Annotated in this window: 24 protein-coding genes; 12 read left to right on the top strand and 12 right to left on the bottom strand. The window is 71.2% G+C overall.

The window, feature by feature from the left end; genetic code table 11:
• Window positions 1–61 precede the first annotated feature (61 nt).
• A complete protein-coding gene (locus tag ACIBM5_RS07190; protein ID WP_396005837.1) occupies window positions 62–1,594 on the bottom strand; it encodes an MFS transporter in 1,533 nt (510 codons plus the stop codon).
• A gap of 158 nt (window positions 1,595–1,752) precedes the next feature.
• Between ACIBM5_RS07190 and ACIBM5_RS07185 the strand changes: the two genes are divergently transcribed.
• Complete coding sequence (locus ACIBM5_RS07185) at window positions 1,753–2,730, top strand: Lrp/AsnC family transcriptional regulator (protein ID WP_396005835.1); 978 nt, start codon at window positions 1,753–1,755, stop codon at window positions 2,728–2,730.
• A gap of 60 nt (window positions 2,731–2,790) precedes the next feature.
• On the opposite strand, the gene ACIBM5_RS07180 is transcribed toward ACIBM5_RS07185, so the two are convergent.
• Genes ACIBM5_RS07180 through ACIBM5_RS07170 form a run of 3 tightly spaced genes read right to left on the bottom strand, consistent with a single transcriptional unit; the run spans window position 2,791 to window position 4,633 of the window.
• Window positions 2,791–3,402 (bottom strand): hypothetical protein, encoded by a 612-nt coding sequence (locus ACIBM5_RS07180; RefSeq protein ID WP_396005833.1) that lies wholly within the window; start codon window positions 3,400–3,402, stop codon window positions 2,791–2,793.
• The gene (locus ACIBM5_RS07175; protein ID WP_396005831.1) at window positions 3,399–4,133 is read right to left on the bottom strand and encodes an RNA polymerase sigma factor; all 735 of its coding nucleotides are present in this window, start codon (window positions 4,131–4,133) and stop codon (window positions 3,399–3,401) included. Before ACIBM5_RS07175 ends, ACIBM5_RS07180 begins: the two co-directional genes overlap by 4 nt.
• A gap of 8 nt (window positions 4,134–4,141) precedes the next feature.
• A complete protein-coding gene (locus ACIBM5_RS07170) occupies window positions 4,142–4,633 on the bottom strand; it encodes a DUF3995 domain-containing protein (protein ID WP_396005829.1) in 492 nt (163 codons plus the stop codon).
• A 369-nt stretch (window positions 4,634–5,002) separates the two neighbouring features.
• Between ACIBM5_RS07170 and ACIBM5_RS07165 the strand changes: the two genes are divergently transcribed.
• The 3 genes from ACIBM5_RS07165 (at window position 5,003) to ACIBM5_RS07155 (ending at window position 7,540) form a co-directional block, all read left to right on the top strand.
• Entirely contained in the window at window positions 5,003–5,506 is a 504-nt protein-coding gene (locus tag ACIBM5_RS07165; protein WP_396005828.1) for a nuclear transport factor 2 family protein, read from the top strand.
• Window positions 5,507–5,796: 290 nt separating this feature from the next.
• Entirely contained in the window at window positions 5,797–6,843 is a 1,047-nt protein-coding gene (locus tag ACIBM5_RS07160; protein ID WP_396005826.1) for an NAD(P)-dependent alcohol dehydrogenase, read from the top strand.
• Window positions 6,844–7,144: 301 nt separating this feature from the next.
• A complete protein-coding gene (locus tag ACIBM5_RS07155) occupies window positions 7,145–7,540 on the top strand; it encodes a hypothetical protein (RefSeq protein ID WP_396005824.1) in 396 nt (131 codons plus the stop codon).
• Window positions 7,541–7,730: 190 nt separating this feature from the next.
• On the opposite strand, the gene ACIBM5_RS07150 is transcribed toward ACIBM5_RS07155, so the two are convergent.
• The 4 genes from ACIBM5_RS07150 to ACIBM5_RS07135 form a co-directional block, all read right to left on the bottom strand.
• Complete coding sequence (locus ACIBM5_RS07150; protein ID WP_396005823.1) at window positions 7,731–8,180, bottom strand: hypothetical protein; 450 nt, start codon at window positions 8,178–8,180, stop codon at window positions 7,731–7,733.
• A 172-nt stretch (window positions 8,181–8,352) separates the two neighbouring features.
• The gene (locus ACIBM5_RS07145) at window positions 8,353–8,844 is read right to left on the bottom strand and encodes a DUF3291 domain-containing protein (RefSeq protein WP_396005821.1); all 492 of its coding nucleotides are present in this window, start codon (window positions 8,842–8,844) and stop codon (window positions 8,353–8,355) included.
• A gap of 87 nt (window positions 8,845–8,931) precedes the next feature.
• Entirely contained in the window at window positions 8,932–9,765 is an 834-nt protein-coding gene (locus ACIBM5_RS07140; RefSeq protein ID WP_396005819.1) for a helix-turn-helix transcriptional regulator, read from the bottom strand.
• A 258-nt stretch (window positions 9,766–10,023) separates the two neighbouring features.
• On the bottom strand, window positions 10,024–10,875 hold the full coding sequence (locus ACIBM5_RS07135) for a helix-turn-helix transcriptional regulator (protein ID WP_396005817.1): 852 nt from the start codon (window positions 10,873–10,875) through the stop codon (window positions 10,024–10,026).
• An 87-nt stretch (window positions 10,876–10,962) separates the two neighbouring features.
• Here ACIBM5_RS07135 and ACIBM5_RS07130 point away from each other — a divergent pair, with 87 nt between their 5' ends.
• The 5 genes from ACIBM5_RS07130 (at window position 10,963) to ACIBM5_RS07110 (ending at window position 14,493) form a co-directional block, all read left to right on the top strand.
• Window positions 10,963–11,778 (top strand): SDR family NAD(P)-dependent oxidoreductase, encoded by an 816-nt coding sequence (locus ACIBM5_RS07130; protein ID WP_396005815.1) that lies wholly within the window; start codon window positions 10,963–10,965, stop codon window positions 11,776–11,778.
• Window positions 11,779–11,927: 149 nt separating this feature from the next.
• On the top strand, window positions 11,928–12,377 hold the full coding sequence (locus tag ACIBM5_RS07125; protein ID WP_391584332.1) for an SRPBCC domain-containing protein: 450 nt from the start codon (window positions 11,928–11,930) through the stop codon (window positions 12,375–12,377).
• The gene (locus ACIBM5_RS07120) at window positions 12,374–12,712 is read left to right on the top strand and encodes an ArsR/SmtB family transcription factor (protein ID WP_396005813.1); all 339 of its coding nucleotides are present in this window, start codon (window positions 12,374–12,376) and stop codon (window positions 12,710–12,712) included. Before ACIBM5_RS07125 ends, ACIBM5_RS07120 begins: the two co-directional genes overlap by 4 nt.
• Before the next feature lie 199 nt (window positions 12,713–12,911).
• Window positions 12,912–13,724: an SDR family NAD(P)-dependent oxidoreductase gene (locus tag ACIBM5_RS07115; RefSeq protein WP_396005811.1), complete on the top strand. Its 813-nt coding sequence runs from the start codon at window positions 12,912–12,914 to the stop codon at window positions 13,722–13,724.
• A gap of 7 nt (window positions 13,725–13,731) precedes the next feature.
• Window positions 13,732–14,493, top strand: coding sequence for an isocitrate lyase/phosphoenolpyruvate mutase family protein (locus tag ACIBM5_RS07110; RefSeq protein ID WP_396005810.1), 762 nt, complete (start codon window positions 13,732–13,734; stop codon window positions 14,491–14,493).
• A 220-nt stretch (window positions 14,494–14,713) separates the two neighbouring features.
• Here ACIBM5_RS07110 and gyrB read toward each other — a convergent pair whose 3' ends face one another.
• Window positions 14,714–16,765 (bottom strand): DNA topoisomerase (ATP-hydrolyzing) subunit B, encoded by a 2,052-nt coding sequence (gyrB, locus tag ACIBM5_RS07105; RefSeq protein WP_396005808.1) that lies wholly within the window; start codon window positions 16,763–16,765, stop codon window positions 14,714–14,716.
• Between the two features lie 784 nt (window positions 16,766–17,549).
• Complete coding sequence (locus ACIBM5_RS07100; protein WP_396006362.1) at window positions 17,550–18,503, bottom strand: LysR family transcriptional regulator; 954 nt, start codon at window positions 18,501–18,503, stop codon at window positions 17,550–17,552.
• Window positions 18,504–18,606: 103 nt separating this feature from the next.
• Between ACIBM5_RS07100 and ACIBM5_RS07095 the strand changes: the two genes are divergently transcribed.
• Both ACIBM5_RS07095 and ACIBM5_RS07090 read left to right on the top strand, forming a co-directional pair.
• A complete protein-coding gene (locus ACIBM5_RS07095; RefSeq protein WP_396005807.1) occupies window positions 18,607–19,500 on the top strand; it encodes an NAD(P)H-binding protein in 894 nt (297 codons plus the stop codon).
• A 71-nt stretch (window positions 19,501–19,571) separates the two neighbouring features.
• Entirely contained in the window at window positions 19,572–19,937 is a 366-nt protein-coding gene (locus ACIBM5_RS07090; protein WP_396005806.1) for a darcynin family protein, read from the top strand.
• Between the two features lie 170 nt (window positions 19,938–20,107).
• On the opposite strand, the gene ACIBM5_RS07085 is transcribed toward ACIBM5_RS07090, so the two are convergent.
• Complete coding sequence (locus tag ACIBM5_RS07085) at window positions 20,108–21,391, bottom strand: damage-control phosphatase ARMT1 family protein (RefSeq protein ID WP_396005805.1); 1,284 nt, start codon at window positions 21,389–21,391, stop codon at window positions 20,108–20,110.
• A 239-nt stretch (window positions 21,392–21,630) separates the two neighbouring features.
• Between ACIBM5_RS07085 and ACIBM5_RS07080 the strand changes: the two genes are divergently transcribed.
• Window positions 21,631–22,746, top strand: coding sequence for a MerR family DNA-binding transcriptional regulator (locus ACIBM5_RS07080; protein ID WP_396005803.1), 1,116 nt, complete (start codon window positions 21,631–21,633; stop codon window positions 22,744–22,746).
• Between the two features lie 263 nt (window positions 22,747–23,009).
• Here ACIBM5_RS07080 and ACIBM5_RS07075 read toward each other — a convergent pair whose 3' ends face one another.
• Window positions 23,010–23,495 (bottom strand): winged helix-turn-helix transcriptional regulator, encoded by a 486-nt coding sequence (locus ACIBM5_RS07075; RefSeq protein WP_396005801.1) that lies wholly within the window; start codon window positions 23,493–23,495, stop codon window positions 23,010–23,012.
• Window positions 23,496–23,585 lie beyond the last annotated feature (90 nt).

Raw genomic sequence — 23,585 nt, 5'->3', positions numbered from 1 at the left:
TGAGGCGGTGCTTGCCGCCGGGGCGGGTCGGTGCGCGAGCGGGACCGGATCCTGTTCGGTATCAGCTGTCGCGTAGCCGGCGGGCGGTCATCGCCCAGGCGGCCGGTACGGTCGCGGCGAGCAGTGCTCCGGCCGTCGCCAGGGCACTCTGCGCGCTCGGGCCCGCGGCCTGCCCGGAGGCGTTGCCGGTCAGGTAGACGCCGCCGACGATGGCGACGCCGAGCGTGCCGCCGAGTTGCTGGACGGCGTTGAGGAGCCCCGCCGCCGAGCCGCTCTCCTGGGGCGAGACGTGGCGCAGCGCGGCGGTGAAGAACGGCGCCGTGAACAGGCCCACGCCGAGGCCGGCCAGGGCGAGGGCGAACGGCAGCCCCAGCGGGTAGTGGCCGGTGGGCGCGGCCCGATAGGCGAGAGCCGCGGCGGCCAGGCCGGCGCCGAGGGTGGCGATGCCGGCGTGCAGGACGCGGGTGCCGTAGCGGGGGACGAGGTGGCTGCCCGCGGCCCAGGAGGCGACGGCCAGGCCGGCGGACCACGGCAGCAGGGTGAGGCCGGCGCTGAGCGGACCGTTGCCCAGGCCCAGTTCCAGGTGCAGTACCACGGTGATCATCACGCCGTTCAGTACGGCGAAGAACAGGGTGGAGGTGGCCAGTGCGGCGGGGAAGGTACGACCGCGCAGCAGGGACGGCTCGACCAGTGGGGTGCGGCCGGCGGCGGCCGCGCGGCGCTGGTGGGCGGTGAACGCGAGCAGGACGAGTGCGCCGAACGCGGCGACGGCCCACGCGCGTGCACTCGGCGCGCCGGTGCCGGCGGTGAGCGGGCACACCAGCAGTGCGGTGCCGACCATGGCCAGGGCGGTGCCGGTCGGGTCGAGGCGAGGGCGTACGGGGGCGCGGTCCTCGCGCAGGTTCGGGGAGAGGGCCAGGACGGCGGCCGCGAGCGGCAGGTTGACCAGGAACACCGCGCGCCACGAGGTGCCGAACAGGTCGGCGTGGGTGAGCACGCCGCCCAGGACCGGGCCGAGAACCGCGGACAGGCCCATGACCGGGCCTATGGTGCCCAGCGCCTTGGACAGTTCGTCGCCGTCGAACATGGCGCGGATCAGTCCGAACGTCTGAGGGATGATCAGGGCGGCGGCGGCACCCTGTGCCGCGCGCAGGCCGATGAGGGTGCCGGCGGTTGGGGCGAACGCGCAGGCCAGTGAGGTGAGGGCGAACAGGGTGACGCCGATCCGGAAGATCCGGCGGCGGCCGGCGATGTCGCCGAGGCGGGCGGCGGTGAGGAGGCCGAGGGCGAAGGCGAGGGTGTAGGCGGCGCTGTACCAGGGGATCGCAGCGGCGGGGCCGCCGAGTTCGGCGTGGATGACGGGGCCGGCGACCTGGACGATGGTGGCGTCGAGGAGGTTCATGGCCTCGGCGGTGAGCAGCGCGATCAGGGCGGTCCACCGCCGGCGGTACGCGACGGGGGTCGACCGGTCGGGCGGAGCGACCGGGGTGTCGTGGGCGGTGGGGGTGATGGTGGTGGTGGCCCGTGTGTCGGTGGGCGCGGGGGAGGGCTCGGTGGAGTGCTTCTTGGTGGGCTCGGTGGCGTGCTCGGTCATGGGTCCCCGTGATCGGTGTCGTGCGCGGGTCCGCGGCTTCCCGGGTTGTCGTCCCGATGTGCGGCTCGACCCCACCTTGATCGGGTTTCGTCTTCCGGTTCCACTTCCCATGATCGGATGGGCGATTACATCCATGAGGGTCGGCTATTTTGCGGGATATGCTCGAACTCGACGATCTCGATCGCGGCCTGATCCATGCCCTGCACGTGGACGCCCGCGCCCCGTTCACCCTCATCGCCGAGGTCCTCGGCTCCTCGACCCAGACCGTGGTGCGCCGCTACCGCCGCCTGCACGCCCAAGGCGGCTTGCGTGTGGTCGCCCTGCCGACCCCGCGCGGCATCCGCGCGCACCAGTGGTTCGTTCGTCTGACCGCCGCCACCCGTACCGCCCACGACATCGCGGTTGCGTTGGCCCGCCGCCCGGACAGCTCGTGGGTTCGGCTGACCTCCGGTGGCACCGAGATCGTCGCGATCATCCACACCGCGCCCAGCGGCCCGGACGCCCATTCCCTCCTGCTGCGCGACATCCCGCGCACCGCCGGGGTCACCGCGGTCTCCGCGCACTACCTGCTGCACACCTACCTGGGCGGGCCCACCGCGTGGCGCGGCCGGCTCGGCGCGCTCACCCCCGAACAGGAGGCCCGGCTGCGCGCCCAGGACGCGCCGGCCGCCGACGTGGAGAGGGACGATCCGGACCCGCTCACCGACGCCGACCTGCGCCTGCTGGCCGCGCTGCGCGAGGACGGCCGGGCCGGCTACGCGGATCTGGCCGCCGCGACCGGTTCCACGCCCTCCACGGTCACCCGTCGGCTTACTCGACTGCGTTCGTGCGGCGCGCTGTTCTTCGACGTCGACATCGAACCCGCCCTTCTGGGCGCCACCGTGTCCGCGCTGCTGTGGATGCAGGTTGCTCCCAGCCGCCTCGACGATGTCGCCACCGTGTTGGCCGGCCACGAAGAACTCGCCGTCGTCGCCGCCACCACCGGCCCCACCAACCTGGTCGCCCACGCCCTGTGCCGCGACGCGGAGGCCCTGCACCACTACCTGACACGTCGCGTCGCCCTCGATGCCATCACCCGCATCGAGACCGCACCGGTCCTGCGCACCTACAAGGCCGCCGCGACGCTGCGCGGCTGACCAAATGCCGCGCTCCGCTCCTGCTTGCGCCCGCTCCGGCGCCGGCAGGGGGCGGCCGGTTCAGGCGTTGCCCACCGCCGTGTGCAATCGGGCCAGGGCCAGGCGTAGTTCGCGTTCGGTGCCGATCGGCACGATGGCGGCTCGACCCGGTACCCGGACACCGCCGGTGAGGGCGACCCGGGTCGTGTCGTGCTCGGCGACCGCGGCCATGCCGATGATCACGAATCGGCTCTGCAACCAGCACCATCCCGGGCGCAGGATGCCGTCGAAACGGGCCCGCATGCCGTAGCGGCTGCGCGCGTAGGCCTCGACGCGATCGCCGTCGCGCCGGGACACCCGGACGTGACGCATGTCCGGCTGGAACCGACCGAAGCCCTGCTCCAGGTCGCCCATCACCGCCCAGACGTCGGCGAACGGCGCGGGCACCACGCCCTCGACGACCCGAGCGCCCGGGATCGCGGCGGTCAACGTCCGCAGTCGGGCCACGGCGTCCACGCGAACGGGCTCGGGGCGAATGGATTCGAGGTGAGCCGGTTCGAGCCGAACGGGCTCGCCGCCGGTGGGTTCGACGCGAACGGGCGCGACGTCGGTGGGTTCGATGCCCGCCGGTGCGACTCGGGTGGGTTCGACGCCGCCCGATCCGACGGTGCCGGGGTCGAGTGGCTCGGTCATGCCGTCCACATCCTTCGGAATCCCGCCCGGGCGCGATGCAGCCGGGACTTGACGGTGCCTTCGGGGACGCCGAGCAGCTCGGCGGCGGTCTGTTCGTCCAGGCCCTCGATGTCGCGCAGAACCAGTACGGCGCGGTGCTCGGGCGACAGCCTGGCCAGTACGTCGTCGATGTCGGCGGCCAGTTGCGGGTCGCCGGGGGCGGGCAGTTCGGTGGATTCGACCGGGGTGTCGCGTACCGCCCGGCGGGCGATCCGGATCGCCTCGCGGACCGCGATCGCGCGCACCCAGCCGTACAGCGCCTCCGGTTCCTCGAGTGTGCGCAGCGCGCGGAAGACCACGACCAGCGTTTCCTGGACCGCGTCCTGGCGGGCGTCGAGGGCGATCGGACCGCAGATGGTGGCGACGTAGGGGATCAGATGGTCGAGCAGGTCGCTCATCGCGAGGGTGTCGCCGCGACGGGCGACGCGGGCGAGGGCGATCCCGCGCGTACGGCGGTCGGCCGCGCCGTCTCTGACCTGGGCGACGTCCCCGACGTGGGCGACGTCCCCGATGTGCGCGGCGTCCCCGACGTGGGCGGCGTCCTCGACGTGGGCGCCGTCCCCGATTTGCGCGGCGTGCGCGGCGTGGATTTCGGCCGGCTTCTCGGTTCGGTCCGCGGCTCGGCTTCCGACTCGGTCTTCGACTCGGCCTCGGACTTCTCGGGTTCGGTCTTCGGTTCGACGATCCGGCACGGTGGTGATCATCTCCCGGTGGCCCGGGTCCGGGGCAGTCGGCTCCGCGTGCGGCGGAATCCGGTCAGGGCGAGTCGTGCGGCCGCGTAGCCGAATGCCAGGCAAACCGGCGTGTAGACGGCCAGGTTGAGGCGATGGAACGTACTGCCGGGGTCGCTCCCGATGCCCACCGCCCAGACCAGTCCGGCCGTACTCCGGATCGCGAGTCCGGCGGCCACCGCCGCGGTGATCAGCGCGCTGATCCGGCCGCCTCGACCGCGGCTGTGCGCGTACACGCCGACGGCGCCGGTGCCGAGCAGCGCGCAGAGCGGCAGCAGGACGCGTGGGGTGAACGGGACGTCGGCGTTGAGCAGCCCCTGCGAGAGCGCTTCGGTACTGCCGGCGGGCCAGGTCGAGCCGGTCGCCCAGAACGCGTGCAGGAGGGCATCGGCGGTGAGCAGTGCGGCGACCGCCGTACCGGCCCGCTTGCCGGCGGCGGTGGATGTGTCGGTGGTCGGCATGGCCCTTCGCTCGGGTCCGGCGGCTCGGCCGGGCCCGTTGGCTCCGGCGGGTTCGGTGACTCCGGTGGATCCGGTGGTGGTGTGCACGGCACGGTCCCCTCTCGGGGCTGACGAGCTGTCAGCCGGTCGCCGGGAAGAGGACGCGGGGCCGGAAAAGGTTCCCTGTGACGCCGGACACACCACCGCAAACCCTGCCGCGCACCGCCCTGGCTCGGTCGGCCGCAGCGCGGGGTGCGGTATGAGGCGGCCCGTCGACGCGCATCCGGGCCGGGTGGCCCGGTTGCGGGCGTTTCGTGGGTGGGGTGGGAGGGGAGCGCGACGGCCGATTGCCGCCGGCGGGTGGGTGGGCCGGGTCGTCACGATGGATTCATGAGTTTCGAGAGCAAAGCCCCGACAGGGGCGACCGAGACCGCGCGTGAGCCGATGCTGCCCCCCACCCCCACCCCCGCCCCCGAGCGCGCCGCGCTTGCGGTCCTGGAAACGTTCTTTGCGGCCGAGGCCGCCTACATCGCGGGCGGCGGGCGTGGCAAGGCGAGCTTCGAGGCGCTTGCCGCGTGTCTCGCGCCGGACGTGGTCATGTACCAGTCGCCGGGTCTCCCCTACGGCGGTCCTCGCTACGGTCCGAGCGGGATCGAGGACTTCATGGCCGCGATGAGCGAGGCGTGGCGGGAGATGGAGTTCCTCGAACAGCGCTTCGCCGTCGACGGCGAGTCGGTGGCGATCCTCAACCGGGGTCTGTTGACCGCGCGTGCCACCGGCCGGGTCCTGGACACCTGGGTGATGCAGATGATCACCGTCCGGGACGGCCTGATCACCGAGATTCGCCCGTTCTACTGGGACACCAAGGCGGTGGACGCGGCCCTGACGCCCTGACCTCCGACATCCCGGCACCCCACTGCCCCGCCGCCCGCCGCGTGGGGCCGGCTCGGGTGTGCGGCCGGCTCGTCACGGCCGCGGGTGCGTGCGGGGCCGGTCGGCCGGTCGGCCGGTCGCGAAATTACCGATGCGCTACCGATTCCGCAGCCGCGTGACGTTCGTAGGGTCCTGTTCGCGGCGGACGATGCGCGGTCGAGTACGGCGGCTCATCGGCGTCGTCGCACGTCAGGTCGGTTCGGGGGCGCAAGCCCGCCCGACGGGAACGCACCCACGAAGAGGACGAGTTCATGGCGCACACGCAGCAGCGCACGACCGCGGTCGGCTACCACCTGGACCGGCCGCAGGACGGCTTGGACGGGCTGGTCCGGCGGGAGGAGGAGGTGCCTCGGCCGGGCCCGAACGAAGTGCTGATCCGGGTGCGGGCGGCCTCGCTCAATCGGCGGGACCTGATGATCCTCGACGGTACGTACGTCATCCCGGCGACGCCGGGCGTGGTGCCGCTGAGCGACGGCGCCGGCGAGGTGGTCGCGGTGGGCGAGGGGGTACGGCGGGCCGTCGTCGGCGACCGGGTCGCGGTCACCTACTTCCGGAGATGGATCGACGGCCCGATGACGCTCCCGCTGGTGAGTGAGCAGTACGGGGCCAATCTCGGCGGAATGCTGACCGGATATCAGGTCGTCGACGAGGAGTCGGTGGTACGGATTCCCGAGCACCTGTCCTACGAGGAGGCGGCCACGCTGCCCTGCGCGGCCGTCCTGGCCTGGGCCGGGTTGACCACCGGGCCGCGGCCGATGGTCGCGGGGGACACCGTGCTCGTGGTCGGCGCGGGTGCGGTGGCGCTGTTCGGCGTGCAGTTGGCGGCGGCGTCGGGTGCGCGGGTGATCGCGGTCGCGTCGGGCGCGGACAAGGCCGCGCGGCTCGTGGAACTGGGCGCGGCGAAGGTGGTGGACCGGCGGATCACGCCCGACTGGGCGTCGGCGGTGGTCGAACTCACCGGCGGTCGGGGCGTCGACGTGATCCTGGAGGCGGTCGGCGCGCCCACCATCGCCAACTCGATCGCGTCGATCGGCTTCAACGGGCAGATCTCCCTGGTCGGGGCCTTCCCCTCGGACGGAGCCGGCTTCGACCCGAACCTGTTCAACGGCCGCTTCTTCAGCGTCCAGCGACTCGCGGTGGGCAACCGAACCACCTTCGAGCACCTCAACACCGTGCTGGCCGAGCACGGGATCCGCCCGGTGATCGACCGTGTCTTCGCCTTCGACGAGACCCCGAAGGCCTACGAACACCTCCGCACCGGCGGCCCCTTCGGCAAGGTGGTGATCACACTGCCGTAGGCCGGGGCGCGGTCGAGGGGTGCCGCCGACGTGCGAACAACCGGCCGTCCCCCCTCGAAACGTGGCGAGGGAGAGGCGCGCCGGTGGCCCGATGGGTTGCCGGACCGTGCCGGCCCCGGGCATGCTGAGTGAGCCGGGCGATGATGATGAGCCGGCGCGAATTGCGGGCGTGCGGGGGTGCTGGGCGTGGCGAACGTCGGGAGCAGGCGCACAGGCGTGGGCTGCGACCGGTCCGTCGGTCCGTGTGGGTTTCGTTAGGTACGCCAGGAGCAGAGACCTGGCGGTGTCCCGACGGAGTTCCATGTCTCGCACCGCACATCACCCGACCCCGCGCCGGTGGGAAGCCGGTTCCGATCGGGCCTCCGGGGCGCCTTGGCGCGCCGTGGTCCGTTTCGACCTGCGCTACAGCGCCCGGGTCCGGGCGGAAGCCGCGCGCCTGGGCCGGCGTCCGCACCCGCAGCGGATCTGCCGGCGAGTGGATGTCCACGCCTGGGGGCGGTACAACACTTCCGACGGCGCGCTCGCCGCAGCCGCGACGCGTGCCGAGCGGCGGGAACGGTCGCGACTTCGTGCGAGTGTCGCGATGCTGCGGGCGCTGGTCAACGACCGGACCGGGCGGGGGCTCGACCTGGATGCGGCGGACGCGGTGGAGATTCCGGCGGCGCGCCATCGCCGCAATGAGTTGTACCAGGCTTGATGGTCGGGGGTTGCGGGCTGGTCCGGTGGCAGCCGGGCCGGGTCGGGTTGTGACCGGGTGACCGGGTGACCTGTGATCGGGTGGTCGGGTGGTCGGGTGATGGAGGGTGGTTGTCGGCGCCGGCCGGTGCGGCGTCGTCGGGTTGCGGGATTGCCTTCCGCAACGTGTGCGCGTTTGCGGAGTTCGGTGGTCAGTCCTCGGTGAAGTAGGAGTACGGGGCGACGGATACGCCTTCGACGACGGCTCGTTCGTCGTCCTCGTCCGCTTCGGGGTCGAGGTCGGTGGCCTGGCGGGAACCCATGGACCAGATGGCGAATCCGGCCCGGAAGGCGTAGCCGATGTCGGTTTCGGTGCCGGTGTGGCCGAGAGCGGTCAGCTCCGCGACCACCTCGTCCAGGAAGCGCCAGGTCAGTTGCACGCCGTCGAGGTGGACCTCGGCACGGGTGCCGGCGCCGTGGCCGAGTTCGACCAACTCGACGGTGTCGTCCGGGAGATAGCAGATGACCAGGGTCGGATCGGTGCGGTAGACGGCCCGGGAGCGGCCCGGCCCGTGGACCGGCTCGCCGATCCGGGCCTCGACCCGCGCTCGGGCGTCACCGACCTCGACGAGCGCGACGCCGCGCCCGGGGATGATGTTCATCCGCGTCATGGTGCCGGCCGGGATCCTCCGCTCGGGAGGTGGGCCGGGTGTGGCCCGCCCGGAGCCGGCTCGGATGTATCCGGGCACGATCGGGGCGCGATCCGCGCGCGTTCCGCGCCGGATTGTGGCGTGAGCGCATGCCATGCCCGTCGCCCGGCTGCCGCCCGCTTCGTCAGGCGATTTCGGCCGGCTCGGGTGCCCGCTCGGGTGCCGGCGCCGGGAAGCGGTTGCGGAAGGTGAAGGCGTAGGGGGTCGGGCCGTGTTCGCGCAGATGGTCCAGGCGGATCCGGCCTTCGGCGGAGGTGGGGACGGTGCCGGCCGGGAGCCACCACAGGACCTGCGAGATCTCGGCGATGTGTGCGAACCAGTCCTGGCGGCGGCGCAGGTATTCCAGATGGCCGCTGCGGTAGACGAAATCCCAGAGCCGATCCGGGTCCTCCCAGACCGACATGGTCACGATCGTGTCGGCGTCGTACGGGCGGATGTCGGTCGTGTCGGCGACCCCCTCGTCCTCGCCTTTCAGCCGCCAGACGAAGCCGGGAGCGTGGTCCGCGAGTTCGTTCACCGGATCGAGGCCGGCGACGAAGTCGGCCATGGTCGGGGTGTCCAGAGGGGCGAGCATGCGTGCCACGTTGAATTGGGCGATGTGGTGTGTCGAGGGCATGGGATCACCTCACCAGGTGCCGAGCTATATGTCAACGAGAATTGTTTTTAGAGATCCGGCGACGAGCAGGGGGTCGGCCGGCGCGGTTCAGTCGGCCGGTCGGTCCTGGTCCGGCACCTCGTCCGCCACCTTGTCCACGACCTCGTCCACCTCCTCCGTCACCCGCTCCAGGACCACGCAGCAGCGTCCGGGTACCGAGTCGAGCCGGGCCCGGTAGGCGCTCGTTTCCAGACCGTCGAGAAGCCCTTCGAGGAGTGCCAGATTCATCCCGCACACCAGCGGCGGGAAATCCTCGGCCAGTTGGTGGAAGGGACAGTTGCGGAGCAGGATCCGGGAGGGGGTGTGCGCCGGCTCGTCGGCCGCCGACGCCGTGGGGACGCACCCCTGCTCGGGATCCGGGACCGGCTCGTACCCGCGTGCCGTCAGCGCCGCGACCACACGTTCCCGTTCGTGCTCGTTCGCGCCCTCCTGCTCCGTTCCCGGCCCCGGCCCGACGAGTGTGCGCCCGGCGTCCCGCCCGGTGTCGTACGCGGCCGCGTGTACCGCCCGATCCGCGCCCGCTCGCTCGACCGCGTCCGCCAGGATCTGCCCGGCCGTGTCGTAGGCCCGCGGCGGCAGCGTCACGGTGGTCTCGACCGCGCTGCGCCGGTACAACTTCGCCGGCCGACCGGCGCCCGGGCCGCTCCGACCCGCGGGCCGCGCGAACTCGGTACTCAGCAGTCGTGCCTCGACCAGCTTGTCCAGGTGGAACGCCGCGAGCGTGCGCTGGATCCCGACCGCATCGGCCGCCTCCGCCCGCCCGACGGGGCCCTGGGCCGTGGCGACGTAGCGGTACAGGGCCCGGCGTACCGGATCGGCGAGCACACCGACCGCATCGAGTGCGTCGTCACCGGGCGGGGGAGGGGAAGCGAGGTCGGACACAACCGGAGTGTAGGCGAGCCGGCGCCGACGCTCCCGGGACGGGCCGGCCAAGCGCGGCAGCGCGGGCGGCACCGCCGAGGTGCGGGCCCGGGGCGGGCGGCCTCGCGGGTGGGTGGCGGCTCGGTTCTGCGGTCGGCGTACTTGAGGGTCGCGGTCGCGCGGCTGGGATGTCCGGTGGGCCTACCCGGTGAATCGACAGGTCGGCGAGCGGGCCCGGTTTGTTCGCGTTCGGCGGTTGCCCCGGTTCGGCGGCTTCGTTCAGCCGGGTACGTCCAGGCGTTGGGTGCCGACGACCGACAGCAGTCGTAGCGCCTCCTCGGCGGGCGAACCGGGTGCCGCGGTGTAGATCACCACGCGCTGGTCGCGGTCGGTGATGTCCAGGACATCGCAGTCGACGGTGATCGGACCCACCAGCGGGTGCTGAAGGGTCTTGCACAGGGTGGGCTCGGCGCATACGTCGTGCGAGGCCCACAGTTCGGCGAACTCCCGGCTTCCGGACAGGAGTTCGTGTACCAGCTCGGCCACCTCCGGATCGTCCGGGTAGCGCGCGGCGGTGGCGCGCAGGTGCCGGGCCGCGGTGCGCGCGAAGGCGTCCGAGTCGGACAGGCCGTACAGCCGCCGATCCTGCGGGTGCGGCCCCAGGAAGACCCGGCGCACCAGGTTGCGGTCGCGCCGGGACAGGGCGGAGAAGTCCTCCATCAGGGCCGCGGCCAGATCGTTCCAGGCGATCACCTCGTACGTCGCGGACATCACCAGCGCGGCCGCCTGCGGTAGGCGGTGCAGCAGGTCCAGGATGCTCTGCCGTACCTCCCGCGAGGGCCCGGACGGTGGACCCGGCGGGGCGCCGGCGAGGTGGTGGAGGTGATCGCGCTCGGCGTCCGACAGCCGCAGGGCCCGAGCCAGTCCGGCCAACACCTCGCGCGAGGGGCGCGGCGCGCGGGCCTGTTCCAGTCGCGTGTAGTACTCCGTCGAGATGAACGCCAGTTGCGCCGCCTCCTCACGGCGCAGCCCCGGGGTACGCCGGCGCGCCCCGGCGGGCAGGCCCACGTCGGCGGGGGTGATGCGCTCGCGCCGACTGCGCAGGAACTCGCCCAGTTCTCGTCTGTCCACTCCCCCAGTGTGCGCGGCGGCGTCGATGCCCAGCCAGGTACCGCCTGTGCCTGGCTGGGCATCACCGGCGGCGGCAGGCTCGCCGCCATGGACACCACACCGAACACCCCCACGCCGAACACCACCACCCCCGCCGTCGTCCGGGACGGTTTGCTGGCCGGCAAGGTCGCCTTCGTCACCGGCGCCGGAAGCGGCATCGGCGCCGCCGCGGCCCGGCTGTTCGCCCGGGAGGGCGCCCGGGTGCTGCTCGCGGCGCGGACGGAGAGCCGGCTCAAGGCGGTCACGGAGGACATCCGGGCCCTGGGCGGCATCGCGGACTACACGGTCTGCGACCTGGCGGACGCGGACGACGTGCGCGCCGCCGTCGACCGTGTCGTGCACCTGTACGGCCGGCTGGACGTCGCCTTCAACAACGGCGCGACGGGCACCCCGCCCGGCCCGATGGACCAGGTCCGGGAGGCGGACTTCGACCACGTCTACACGGTGAACCTCAAGGGCACCTGGCTGGCCATGGTCGCCGAGGTCACCGCGATCCGCGCCACCGCCGGAACCGGGGCGATCGTCAACAACTCCAGCGTCGGCAGCCTGTGGGGCAATCCCGAACTGCCCGCCTACGGGGCGATGAAGCGAGCGGTCAACAGCCTGACCGAGTCGGCCGCCGTCACGTACGGCCCCGAGGGCATTCGGGTCAACGCCATCGCCCCCGGCACCACGCTCACCGAGATGGTGCGCGAGTGGGAGGACAACTCCCCCGGCGTCATCGAGCGCCTGAACGCCCGGACACCGCTGGGCCGCGCCGCCGAGCCCGAGGAGATCGCCCAGGCCGCCGCCTGGCTCCTCAGCGACCGTTCCTCCTACATCACCGGCACGGTCCTCCGCGTCGACGGCGGCATGAGCGCTTGACGCCCGGGGTCGGGGAGGGGGAGGGGCAGGGACGACGGGCCGGGCTTGCCCGGGTCGGCCGCACCGTCGTTGCGCAACATAAGGTTGCGGATTGCCGGTGTGCCGATTAAGGTAATGCGCAACCGATGGTTGCTTATTGGAGGTCCGCAGTGGAGTTTGGACAGTTGGAGCGCGAGATTCGCATCGACGCGGCACCGGAGGTCGTGTTCGATGTGGTGAGTCGTCCCGAGCACATCAGGATGTGGTGGTCCGACGACGCGTCGTTCGAGCCGGTGCCGGGCGCGGTCGGCGAACTGGTGTGGGGCGATCGCGCCGCGGTTGAAGCGATCACGGTGATCGATGTGGATCCTCCGCACAGGTTCACGTTCCGCTGGGTCGCCCCTGCCGATCAGCTGCCCGATGCGGGCAACTCCCTCCTGGTGACCTTCGAGCTGGAGCCATCCGGTGACGGCACGATTCTGCGCCTGACCGAGAGCGGCTGGCGGGAGCGGGGCTGGGAGGCCGCTGTGCTCGAGGACGCCTTCCACGACCACGAGCGCGGCTGGGACCTGTTCCTGCCCAGGCTGCAGGGCTACGCCCCCTCCGTGGTGGCGCGATGACCGCCGCCGTCGACGACGAACTCTGGTCGGCGATCGGCGACCCGATCAGGCGCCGCCTGCTCGACCTGCTGCTCGCGGAGGGGGTCGGCACACCGACCGGCCTGAGTGATCGTCTCCCGATCTCGCGCCAAGCGGTCACCAAGCACCTGGGCGTGCTCGATCGCGCAGGCCTCGTACACGCGACACCGATGGGCCGCGAGCGGCGCTACGAGGTCGACGAGGCGCAACTCGGCCGCGCCGTCCGGCAATTGAACGAAGTCGGCAAGACGTGGGATGCGCGACTGAACCGCATCAAGCGCATCGCAGAAGAGATCGAGCGTCGGAAACACGACTGACCGGCAGGCCGGCTGAACGACAGGCCGAAGGACCTAAGGACCTATGGACCGAAGGACCGAAGGACCGAAAGGGCGACCGACCGGCCGCCGGGCCTCGCGAAGCCTCCCGTAGTTGCGGTCGCGACGGAACTCGCGGTGGTGGCGGATGTGACGCCCGAGCCTGCGCCATCACGGAAACATCGATCACCCGGAGGACACCATGAGTGGCTTGCTGCTCGAGAACAAGAACGCTGTGATCCATGGCGGCGGGGGCGCCATCGGCGGCGCCGTCGCGCGGGTATTCGCCCGGGAGGGTGCGCGGGTCTTCATCGCCGGACGCACACAGGCCAAGCTCGACGCCGTGGCCCGTGACATCGCCGCCGCGGGCGGAACGGTCGAGACCGCGCTGGTCGACGTCTTCGATCAACAGGCGGTCGAAGCGCACGCCGACGCGGTCGCGGCGACGGCCGGGAGTATCGACATCGCCCTCAACGCCGTGAGTGTCATGCACGACCAGGGCACTTTGTTGGCGGACCTCTCGGCGGAGGAGTTCATGCGGCCGATCGACGGTTTTCTGCGGTCGCTGTTCATCACCAGCAAGGCTGTGGCACGGCACATGGGTCACAAGCGTCCCGGCGTCATCCTGACCTTGTCCGAGCCGGGTGCCAAGCTGGCCGTGGGCGGCATCCTGGGGCACGGGGTGAGTGCCGCCGGCAAGGAGGCGTTCTCGCGGCTACTGGCCGCGGAGCTGGCACCCGGCAACATCCGGGTGATCGGCATCCGTCCGCACGCTGTCGTCGATGCGCCGGCGGCGGGTTCCTACACCGAGGAACTCTTCGGGCGAACCGCGGCGGCGGCGGGGCAGTCGGTTCAGGAAATGCTCGAAAGCGGGGGCATGGTGGAGGGGACGCTGTTGAAGAGGCTGCCCACGCTCTCCGAAATCGCGGAGACGGCCGCGTTCCTGGCCTCGGATCGAGCCGGCGCCATGACCGGGACGATCGCCAATCTGTCCGCCGGCGCACTTGTCGACTGAGGTCGCTGTGCGCGATCGGGCCGACAAGGCCGAACTGCTTCGCTCCCTGCACGTCCCGGGCGCTCCGCTGGTGCTGCCCAACGCCTGGGACGTGGGCAGCGCCCGCACCGTCGTCGACGCGGGCTTCCCGGTGGTCGCGACCGCGAGCAACGCGATCGCCGCCGCTCTGGGCTACAACGACGGTGAGGGTGCTCCGAGCGCGGAGATGATGTTCGTTGCCCGACGCATCGCAGCCTCCGTCGATGTGCCGGTCACCGTCGACGCCGAGGCCGGCTACGGGATGGCGCCCGAGGAACTGGTCGAACTGCTGACCGGGATCGGAGTCGTCGGCTGCAACATCGAGGACAGCGATCACGCCGACGGCGGCCTGATCGACGTCGACGTCCGTGCCACCTATATCGCGCGGATGCGCGCAGCCGCCGACCGTATCGGGGTGCCGCTGGTCATCAACGCCCGGATCGACTCCTTCTTCCCCACCTCGCCTCTGGCCGAGCATCGCAAGCGTGCCGATGCGATCGGCAGGGCCAAGGCGTACCGGTCGGCCGGCGCCGACTGCGTGTTCCCACCCGGAGCCGGGCCGGACGACCTCCGAGCCATCGTCGCCGCGGTCGACGCGCCGGTGAACGGGGGCCTTCCGCTGAAAGGCGGGTCGCTCGCCGAGCTCCGTGCCCTCGGTGTGGCCCGAGTCTCCGTGGGACCCCAGCTGTACCGCAGCGCACTCGACCACCTGCATGCCGATCTCCGGCATCTCCTCGACGCCCGAAAGTGACGGGCCGTCACTGCCGCGTACAGGGTGGTGAACGACGAGGACGAACTCGCAAAGGCGTACCGGAACTCGGCGGCTCACAGCGGTGTGCCGCCGAGTTCCGGTACTGCTTGAAGGACGCTGCTTGAGGACCGCGAGGACTTCGACGACGACGAGCAGGTGGTGGCGCGGCCGGGGCCCGCCACCGCGGGCCCCGTACCGGGAGGGCGCAATCGCGGCCGGCTCAGATGTCGAGGAAGCGGATGTCCTTGGCGTTGTGTTGGATGAAGGAGCGGCGGGCTTCGACGTCCTCGCCCATCAGTACCGAGAACAGGTCGTCGGCCTGCGCGGCGTCGTCCAGGGTGACCCGGCCGAGTACGCGGTGGTCCACGTCCATGGTGGTGATGCGCAGTTCCTCGGCGTTCATCTCACCCAAGCCCTTGAAGCGCTGGATGGTGTCGTCGCGCAGGCGCTTGCCGCCGTCGGTTCCGCGGGTGAGGAGTGCGTCGCGCTCGCGGTCGGAGTAGGCGTACTCGAAGTCGTCCCGGCTCCACTTGATCTTGTAGAGCGGCGGCCGCGACAGGTAGACGTGACCGGCCTCGACCAGCGGACGCATGAAGCGGAACAGGAAGGTCAGCAGCAGGGTGTTGATGTGCCGACCGTCGACGTCGGCGTCCGCCATCAGGATGATCTTGTGATAGCGGAGCTTCTCGATGTCGAAGTCCTCGTGCACACCGGTGCCGAAGGCCGAGATGAGCGCCTGGACCTCGGTGTTCTGCAGGATCTTGTCGATCCTGGCCTTCTCGACGTTCAGGATCTTGCCGCGGATCGGCAGGATCGCCTGGTACATCGGGTCACGGCCGGACTTGGCCGAACCACCGGCCGAGTCGCCCTCGACGATGAAGATCTCGCACTTCGTCGGGTCGTTCGACTGACAGTCCGACAGTTTGCCGGGCAGCGAAGCCGATTCCAGCAGACCCTTGCGGCGTGTCAGTTCACGGGCCTTGCGGGCCGCGACGCGCGCCGTGGCCGCCTGGATCGACTTCCGGATGATGTCCGCTGCCTCGTTCGGATTCCGGTCGAACCAGTCGTTGAGGTGCTCGTGCACGACCTTCTGCACGAAGGTCTTCGCCGACGTGTTGCCCAGCTTGGTCTTCGTCTGACCCTCGAACTGCGGCTCACCCAGCTTCACCGAGACGATCGCCGTCAAACCCTCGCGGATGTCCTCACCCGCGAGGTTGTCGTCCTTCTCGCGCAGGAACCTCCGCTCCCGCGCGTACCGGTTGACCAGGCCCGTCAGCGCCGCGCGGAAGCCCTCTTCGTGAGTACCGCCCTCGTGCGTGTGGATCGTGTTCGCGAAGGAGTACACGCTGTCGGAGAACCGGGTGTTCCATTGCATCGCGACCTCCACCGACAGCAGGCGCGCGGTGTCCTCCGCCTCCAGCGAGATGATCGACGGGTGGACGGGCTCGCCCTTGCGCGCGTTCAGGTACTTCACGAAGTCGACGATGCCGCCCTCGTAGAAGTACGTCACCGTCCGCGCCATCGGCTCGGACACGTCCGCGTCCGGGTCGTCGGCGCCCACCGTTGCCTTCGCGGATGCGCGCTCGTCGGTCAGCGTCAGGGTCAGGCCCTTGTTGAGGAAGGCCATCTCCCGGAAGCGGCGCGACAGTGTCTCGAAGGAATACTCGATGGTCTCGAAGATGTCGCCGTCGGCCCAGAACGTCAGCGAGGTGCCGGTCTCGGAGGTCTCCTCGTGCTGCTTGAGCGGGGCGGTCGGCACGCCCCTCTCGAACTCCTGGCTCCAGCGGTGCCCGCCGTTGCGCACCTCCGCCTCCACCCGCGTCGACAGGGCGTTGACCACCGACATGCCCACGCCGTGCAGACCGCCGGAGACGGCGTAGCCGCCGCCGCCGAACTTGCCGCCCGCGTGCAGCACCGTCAGGACGACCTCCAGGGCCGGCCTGCCCTGGGACGGCACGATGTCCACCGGGATGCCACGCCCGTTGTCGACGACCTTGATCCCGTCGTCGGCCAGGATCGTCACGTCGATGCGGTCCGCGTGCCCCGCGAGGGCCTCGTCGACCGAGTTGTCGACGATCTCGTAGACCAGGTGGTGCAGACCGCGCTCACCGGTGGAACCGACGTACATGCCAGGCCGCTTGCGGACCGCATCCAGGCCCTCCAGGACCTGGATCTGGCCGGCGGTGTAGGACACGTCCCCCGCGTTGCCCGTGGTGTGCGCGGCTGCGGTGGTGTCGGCCGAAAGGTCGGAAGGAATGCCGGGATCGGTCACAGGGGCGCTCTCTTTTCTGCACGTTTCTGGCACGACGAACCGCGCTCCCACCCGGTGGACGGGAGCGGCATGACATCGGACGGAGGTCGGCGCGGGATCGGCCCACCGGCCGGGTCCTGTTCCGCCGGGTTCACCATAGAACCGAGAACCAGGTTTAGCACACCCGATGCGTGCAATGCAGGCGTGGCTAAAAGGGCTTCAGGTGCCTCTGTGAAGGCCGTGTAGCGCCGGAGTTGATCCCCCCTACGTATGAAGCATGAAAACTCGTTGGATCGCCGTCTGGGGATTTTCTTGCTCGGAGCTGCGGGCCCTGAAAAAAGGGACCCCGGCACGGCCCGGAATTGCTCCGTGGAGCCCCTCGAAGCCGCCTACGCAGACATGAGGCATCCGCATCGAGGTCATCCACCCGCCGTCCCGGGTGGAGGCGCCCACGGCGCATTGCCGCCGATTCGTGCGGGCTTTCCTTCTCGACCGGTGCAGCTCGGTGCCGGCCGGTGCCGGTCGGGATATCGGCGGCCGGTGGCAACGGGCATGGGGGCAGGGCGACTTCCGGAGCCGACCGTCGGCCGCGCGGGTCGGACCGGTACTCGTTGCCGAGACCGCGATCGATCGCTCGGCCCGCGAGGTTCTCCTCGGTTGTCCTCCAGGGGAGCGAGTGAACCGGTGCCCGGAATCGCCGGCGGCGACGAGCAGGTCGCCGGCGGCGCCGGGCGCGTCGGTGCGCTCTGCGGACGCCACTCCCGACGGCGCTCGGCCGGTGCGTTCCGGCCCGGTCGCGGACCGGTCAGGCGTCTGTTCCGTCGGCCGTGCGCAGGGTTCGACGGACGGCGTCGCGGAGCCAGTGGTGTGCTCCGTCGGCGGCGTGGCGGGGGTGCCAGGCCATGCCGATGGCCACCGGTGGCAGCGGCAGGGGGATGTCGAGGAGGTGGAGGCCCAGCGCGGTTGCAGTCTCGGTCAGGGGCGAGGGGGCGGCGCCCGGGAGAGTGGCGGGGACGAGGCAGACGAAGTCGCTGCGGGCGGCGAGGGTCATCGCGGCCAGGTGGCCGGGGAGCACGACGGCGACCCGCCGGTGGAGGTCGAGTTCGGCCAGGGCGGTGTCCAGGGGCCCGGTGAATCGGCCACGGCGACTGACCACGACGTGTTCGGCGGCGGCGAGCCGGGCCGGGGTCGGGGTTCCCTCGGTGAGGGGGTGACCGGGGCGCACGCCCGCCACCATCCGGAGGGTGAGCAGTACTTCGACCCGGGTCTCGGGGTCGATGTGGTCGATGGATCCGATTTCCAGGTCGATCCGGCCGTCGCGAAGGACCGGTCCGCCCTCCAGGTCCTCGGTTCTGAACCGAAACGAAACCCCGGGCGCTTCCAGTCGGGCCAGTCGCAGCAGTCCGGGCGCCAGTGCCGCGCCGACGAAGTCGGCGGCCTGGAGGGTGAACGTGCTGCTCAGGGCGGCGGGGTCGACACCGGCGTCGGGGGTCAGCAGCGCGCCGAGCCGGCGCACCACGGTGGCGGCTTCGTTGCGCAGGGCATGAGCGCGGGGGGTGGGGACCATGACCTGTCCGGCCCGCACCAGGAGGGGGTCCTGGAGGATGCGGCGCAGGCGGGCGAGAGTACGGCTCATGGCGGCGGGGGAGGTGTGCAGGCGCGCGGCGGCGCGGGTCACACTCTGCTCGGTCAACAGGGCGTCCAGCGCGACGGCGAGGTTGGCGTCGATGACTGCGTCGGGGTTGTTCACCAGGGTAATTCCATTTCAGGCAATGATTCGTTGCTGAGATTCCTATTGTGGCAACACCGTGATCCTCCGCAGGATGAGGTCGTACCCATCAGGCACGACCCGTGAGGTTTTCATGATCGTCGTCACCGCTCCCACCGGGAACATCGGCCGCCGGCTGCTGACCCTGCTCCTGGAGTCCGTCTCGGACCGAGGCGAGGAACTGCGCGTGATCGTGCGCGACCCCGCCCGACTCACCGACGCGGTGCGCGAACGCGCCGAGGTGATCACCGGCTCGCACGGCACCCCCGAGGTCGTCGACCGTGCCTTCGAGGGCGCGGACGCCGTCTTCTGGCTCGCCCCGCCGGACGCCTCCCTGACCCCCTACGACGCCTACTCCGGCTTCACCCTTCCCGCCGCGAAGGCGCTTGCCGCCCACGGCGTGGGCCACGTCGTCGGCATCTCCGCGCTCGGCCGCGGCACCCCGCTCGCCGACCGCGCCGGACTCGTCACCGCGACCCTCGCCATGGACGACCTCATTGCCGGCACCGGCGTCGCCTACCGGGCACTGGCCTGCCCGTCCTTCTTCGAGAACTTCCTGGAGGAGGCCGACTCGATCCGGGAGAAGGGCGTCTTCGTCGACGTCGTCGCCCCCGACCGGAAAGCCCCTCTCGTCGCCACCGCCGACATCGCCGCCGTCGCCGCCCGACTGCTGCTGGACCGCTCCTGGACCGGCACGGAGAGCGTCCCGGTCCTCGGTCCGGAAGACCTTTCCTCCAACGATGTCGCCCGCATCATCGGCGAGCAGTCGGGTCGTTCCGTCCGCTACGAACGCCAGTCCTACGAGGGTCTGCGGACCGACCTCGTCGGCTACGGCCTCAACGAGGCGTTCGTCCAGGGCATCGTCGACATGAAGCGGGCCAAGGACGACGGCCTGGACGCCGGCGTCACGCGCACCCCGGACACCGCTTCCCCCACGACCTTCGAACAGTGGTGCGCCCAGACCCTCATGCCCGCCCTCCACCCCTGACACCCACCGCGAACAGCTCGCATCCGCGGCATTCACCGCACCGAAACCACCACTGCCTCAAAGGATTTGCCATGCTCTCTGTGGAAACCGAAACCCCGGTGACGGCGTTCATGCTCGTCAAGACCACGCCCGAATGGCTCGCGATGACCCCCCGGGAGCGGCTGGACGCCTTCACCACCGAGGTCGTCCCCGCGATCGAGGGCAAGGTCACCGGCGTCCGGTCACGCTTCTACGACACGGAGTTCTACTCCACGCGCGTCACCGACGTCTGGGTCTGGGAGGCCGTGGACCACCACGCCTACCAGCTCCTCATCGACGCGCTGCGCGAAACCCCGTTCTGGGACCGTTACTTCGACATCGTCGACCTCCTCGTCGGCACCGAGAACGGCTATGCCCGCACCTACGGCATCGACGCGGTCACCAGCATCTCCACATGACCACCGTCCGTTCCGCGCGACCGGTCGCCGGCGCCCCGAACGGCGGCCCGACCGACAACACCGCCCGCGGCCCCGGACGACACCCGGCCCTCTCGGCGCCGGCCCCACCCGGGCCCCGGGTGCATCCCGACCACCGACCGGCACCGGGGTGGAGGAAGACGGGCCGGGATTCAGTCGGTGCGGGCAGTGGTGTCGGGGGGTGCGTGGAACTGTACGAGGGCGTGTGTGCCCGAGGTGCGCCATGCGGGTTCGGTGGCGTCGAGGTGGCGTACGGTATCCGGTTCGAGGCCGACGATCACGTCGGACTTGAGGGTGCGTAGCGATGCGACCGGGCCCGGGAAGTAGCCGACCGTGTCGCGGAAGGGGGTGGTCGGCGGCCAGTGCAGGTCGCCGACCAGGCGGCGGTGGTTCAGGTCGCCCTTGAGGATGGTCACCGTCGCCGAGGCGAAGTCGGCGCGCAGGTCCTCGGGCATCGCGGTGTAGGGCAGGGGCGCGCATGCGAATGCGTGGGTGCGCACGTCGAGTCGGCGTGCCGCCGTCGCCTGCCACAGGCGTTCGCCGACGCGCCCCGCGTGCCCGGGGGCGGCCCTGAGTCGACGCAGGCACGCGAGCACGTCGGCCGGTGTCGCGTCGGAGACGTAGTACGGGTGGGGCTTGACGTGTAGTACGACGTCGGCGGCGAGTCCCGTGTCGAGCAGGTGGTCGATCAGTACGAGGTCGGGGATCAGTTCGCCGCCCGCGTTGTCGGCGACCACGCACACGCGTCCGCCCGGTTCGGCCGCGAGGTGGCGCAGGAGCCGTGCGGTGTCGTCGGCGACCAGCGGACCCTGCGGCCCGTAACGATGCCTCGCGGTGCCCGAGTCGGTTCCCACCGGGCCCGAGTCGCTGTCCGCGGTGCCTGCGTCGGTCGTCGCCGTGCCCGAGTCGGTCTTCGCGGTGAGGCGGAAGCCCAGGTCGGCGCGGTTGCCCCACAGCGATGCCATGACGAGCGCGTACGGCAGTTCGTCCGCGTCGAGCCGGGCGGTCGCCGCGAGGCCCGCCAACTCCTCGTCGACGGCGGGACCGTCGAGTTCGACGCGCTTGGTCGGGCCGAACGGATCGATGCCGCGCCAGGGGCCCGCACCCGGCCCGCTGTCGAAGTAGCCGAAGGCGCCCAGCAACCGACGGTAGAAGTAGCTTTCCGCCCACAGGAACGGGGCCTGCGTCCACGGACGTTCGTAGTACCCGCCGTGTTCGGCCCAGGCCGCCCACCGTGCCGCGTCGTGAGCCTCCGGGGGCAGAGGGCGGACGACGTCGTGCAGCGTCTCGGCGACCAGCCCCTCCAACGCGTCCAGTTGTCGTGCGGCGAGCGGGAAGGCCGCGGCCAGCCTGCGTACCAGTTCGGGGTGGCGGTCGTGGAAGACGGTGAGTCCGTAGGAGCCGGGATCGCTCCACATGATCGGCAATGGCGGCACGCCGATCAGCTTAGGCGGCGTCCCGCAATTCCCCGAGCAGGGCATCACGGACGTCGACGGCAGACGGGACGGTCGGGTGGGCCTGTCGGCGGCCTTCGCGTGGGGTCGGGTGCGGGGGCTGGGCCACCCGGTCACCCGGTCACCCGGTCACCCGGGCACCCGGCCACCCGGGCACCCGCGGTGAGCGCGACCGGGCGGCGCTTGACTCTCACGTTGCGTCATGCCGCATTGTCGGTGGCGTGGAAGAGCACTTGACGGTGGGACGTGTGGCCGAACTGGCCGGGGTGAGCGTGCGCACGCTGCATCACTACGACGAGATCGGCCTGGTGCAGCCGTCCGCGCGGACCGCGGCCGGATACCGGGCCTATGCGGCAGGTGACGTGGAGCGGTTGCGGGAGGTGCTCGCCTATCGGCGACTGGGCTTCGGCTTGCGCGAGATCGCGGATCTGGTCGACGACCCGACCACCGACGCGATCGCGCACCTGCACCGGCTGCGCGGCCTGCTGCTGGAACAGCGCGACCGCACCGCCGCCATGGTGGCGGCCATAGACAGCGAACTGGAGGCCCGGGCCATGGGCATCAGAACGACACCGGAGGAGCAACTGAAGGTGTTCGGCGCGCAGTTGTACGAAACGATCGGGTCGGCGTACCCCGCGACGCGACGCACCGAACCGCGGATCGCCGCGCGGGTCTGGGAGGCGCTCGGGGACGCCCGGACGGTACTGAACGTCGGGGCCGGTACCGGCTCCTACGAGCCCCCCGACCGCGACGTCACGGCGGTGGAACCGTCGGCGGTCATGCGGGCCCAGCGTCCTGCGGGCGCGGCGCCCTGTGTGGCCGCCGACGCGGAGAGCCTCCCGTTCGAGGACCGATCCTTCGACGCCGCGATGGCCTTCAGCACCGTTCATCACTGGCACGACCCGATCGCCGGGCTGCGCGAGATGCGGCGCGTGGCCCGCCGCGTGGTGGTGTTCACGCACGACACCGGTGACACCGGCTGGCGTCAGCGGTTCTGGCTCAGCCGCGACTACCTGCCCGAGGTCGCCGGCCTGGTCGCCGGTCGGCCGTCGGTGGACCGGTTGGCGGACGCGATCGGGGCGCGCATGGAACCGGTGCTCATCCCATGGGACTGCGCCGACGGCTTCTTCGAGGCCTACTGGCGCCGGCCCGAGGCGTACCTGGACGAACACGTGCGCCGCGCGGTATCGGTATGGACCAGAGTCGGGCCGGCGGCCGAGCAGCGGGCGGTCGGCAGACTCCGCGACGACCTCTCCTCGGGGCGGTGGGCCGAACGCAACCACGACCTCGTCGCCCTCGACGCGGCAGAACTCGGCCTCCGTCTTCTCGTGGCCTGAACCGACTTCGCCCCTGGCGGCTTGAACCGTGGCCGCCCTCCCGTGGCCTGGCGGGGCACGCCCGCCACAACCGCGGGCGGGCACCTTGGCGAACCCGAACGCGACGACCAGGACGGTCCCCCGGTGGCCAGGACCGCGCCCGGCCGCGGCGGCAGCGCGACCGCGCAGCTCGCCTTCGCCTTCCGGTGGCCTGAAGCACCTTCGCCCTCTCGTGGCCTGAACCATCGTGCGCGAGCATGCCGCAGAGGGCCGACCGTCCCCGGTCAGCGCGGCTCGGAGGGGGTTGCCGCGGCCTCGGGGGTCGCGCTGCCCGGGCCCGGCAGTACGTCGACATCGTTTGCGTGCATCGGTTTGCCGCAGTGGGCGCAGCGCAGTTCGACTCGGCTGATCTCCCCGCAGGCGTGGTGGCGGTAGAGCACCGGAGGGCCGGCTTCGCCGGCGAGCCAGCGGTCGCCCCAGTCGGCCATGACCATGAGCAGGTCGACGAGTTCGGTGCCCTTGGTGGTCAGGTGGTACTCGTACCGTGGGCGTCGGTCGTAGGGGCGGCGTTCGAGCACCCCGTGTTCTACGAGGTGGTTGAGTCGCTCGGTCAGGACTTTGCGCGAGATGCCGAGGTCGGCCTGGATCTCGTCGAAGCGGTTCATCCCGACCCAGATGTCACGCAGGATCAGCGGCGACCACGGTTCTCCGATCACGTCGAGTGTGCGCGCTATCGAACAGGCCATCTCGCGGAAGCTTGTGCGTTGCATGGACGGAAGTCTAGCAATCGGGGTTCCCTTACGGAACTTCACCTGATACGGTCTTGGAGTCTCTTGAAGGAACCCCAAAGAGGAGTCCGG

Origin of the sequence: Embleya sp. NPDC050493 (assembly GCF_044458105.1) — a bacterium.
Lineage (GTDB): Bacteria > Actinomycetota > Actinomycetes > Streptomycetales > Streptomycetaceae > Embleya.
The sequence above is the reverse complement of the archived record's forward strand: the minus strand, read 5'-3'. Positions and strand labels throughout refer to the sequence as shown.

What these genes read in the sequence shown, in the direction of transcription:
- ACIBM5_RS07190 (WP_396005837.1), bottom strand. Translation starts at nt 1,594, where the DNA reads ATGACCGAGCACGCCACCGAGCCCACCAAGAAGCACTCCACCGAGCCC.
- ACIBM5_RS07185 (WP_396005835.1), top strand. Translation starts at nt 1,753, where the DNA reads ATGCTCGAACTCGACGATCTCGATCGCGGCCTGATCCATGCCCTGCAC.
- ACIBM5_RS07180 (WP_396005833.1), bottom strand. Translation starts at nt 3,402, where the DNA reads ATGACCGAGCCACTCGACCCCGGCACCGTCGGATCGGGCGGCGTCGAA.
- ACIBM5_RS07170 (WP_396005829.1), bottom strand. Translation starts at nt 4,633, where the DNA reads ATGCCGACCACCGACACATCCACCGCCGCCGGCAAGCGGGCCGGTACG.
- ACIBM5_RS07165 (WP_396005828.1), top strand. Translation starts at nt 5,003, where the DNA reads ATGAGTTTCGAGAGCAAAGCCCCGACAGGGGCGACCGAGACCGCGCGT.
- ACIBM5_RS07160 (WP_396005826.1), top strand. Translation starts at nt 5,797, where the DNA reads ATGGCGCACACGCAGCAGCGCACGACCGCGGTCGGCTACCACCTGGAC.
- ACIBM5_RS07155 (WP_396005824.1), top strand. Translation starts at nt 7,145, where the DNA reads ATGTCTCGCACCGCACATCACCCGACCCCGCGCCGGTGGGAAGCCGGT.
- ACIBM5_RS07150 (WP_396005823.1), bottom strand. Translation starts at nt 8,180, where the DNA reads ATGAACATCATCCCCGGGCGCGGCGTCGCGCTCGTCGAGGTCGGTGAC.
- ACIBM5_RS07145 (WP_396005821.1), bottom strand. Translation starts at nt 8,844, where the DNA reads ATGCCCTCGACACACCACATCGCCCAATTCAACGTGGCACGCATGCTC.
- ACIBM5_RS07130 (WP_396005815.1), top strand. Translation starts at nt 10,963, where the DNA reads ATGGACACCACACCGAACACCCCCACGCCGAACACCACCACCCCCGCC.
- ACIBM5_RS07120 (WP_396005813.1), top strand. Translation starts at nt 12,374, where the DNA reads ATGACCGCCGCCGTCGACGACGAACTCTGGTCGGCGATCGGCGACCCG.
- ACIBM5_RS07115 (WP_396005811.1), top strand. Translation starts at nt 12,912, where the DNA reads ATGAGTGGCTTGCTGCTCGAGAACAAGAACGCTGTGATCCATGGCGGC.
- ACIBM5_RS07095 (WP_396005807.1), top strand. Translation starts at nt 18,607, where the DNA reads ATGATCGTCGTCACCGCTCCCACCGGGAACATCGGCCGCCGGCTGCTG.
- ACIBM5_RS07090 (WP_396005806.1), top strand. Translation starts at nt 19,572, where the DNA reads ATGCTCTCTGTGGAAACCGAAACCCCGGTGACGGCGTTCATGCTCGTC.
- ACIBM5_RS07075 (WP_396005801.1), bottom strand. Translation starts at nt 23,495, where the DNA reads ATGCAACGCACAAGCTTCCGCGAGATGGCCTGTTCGATAGCGCGCACA.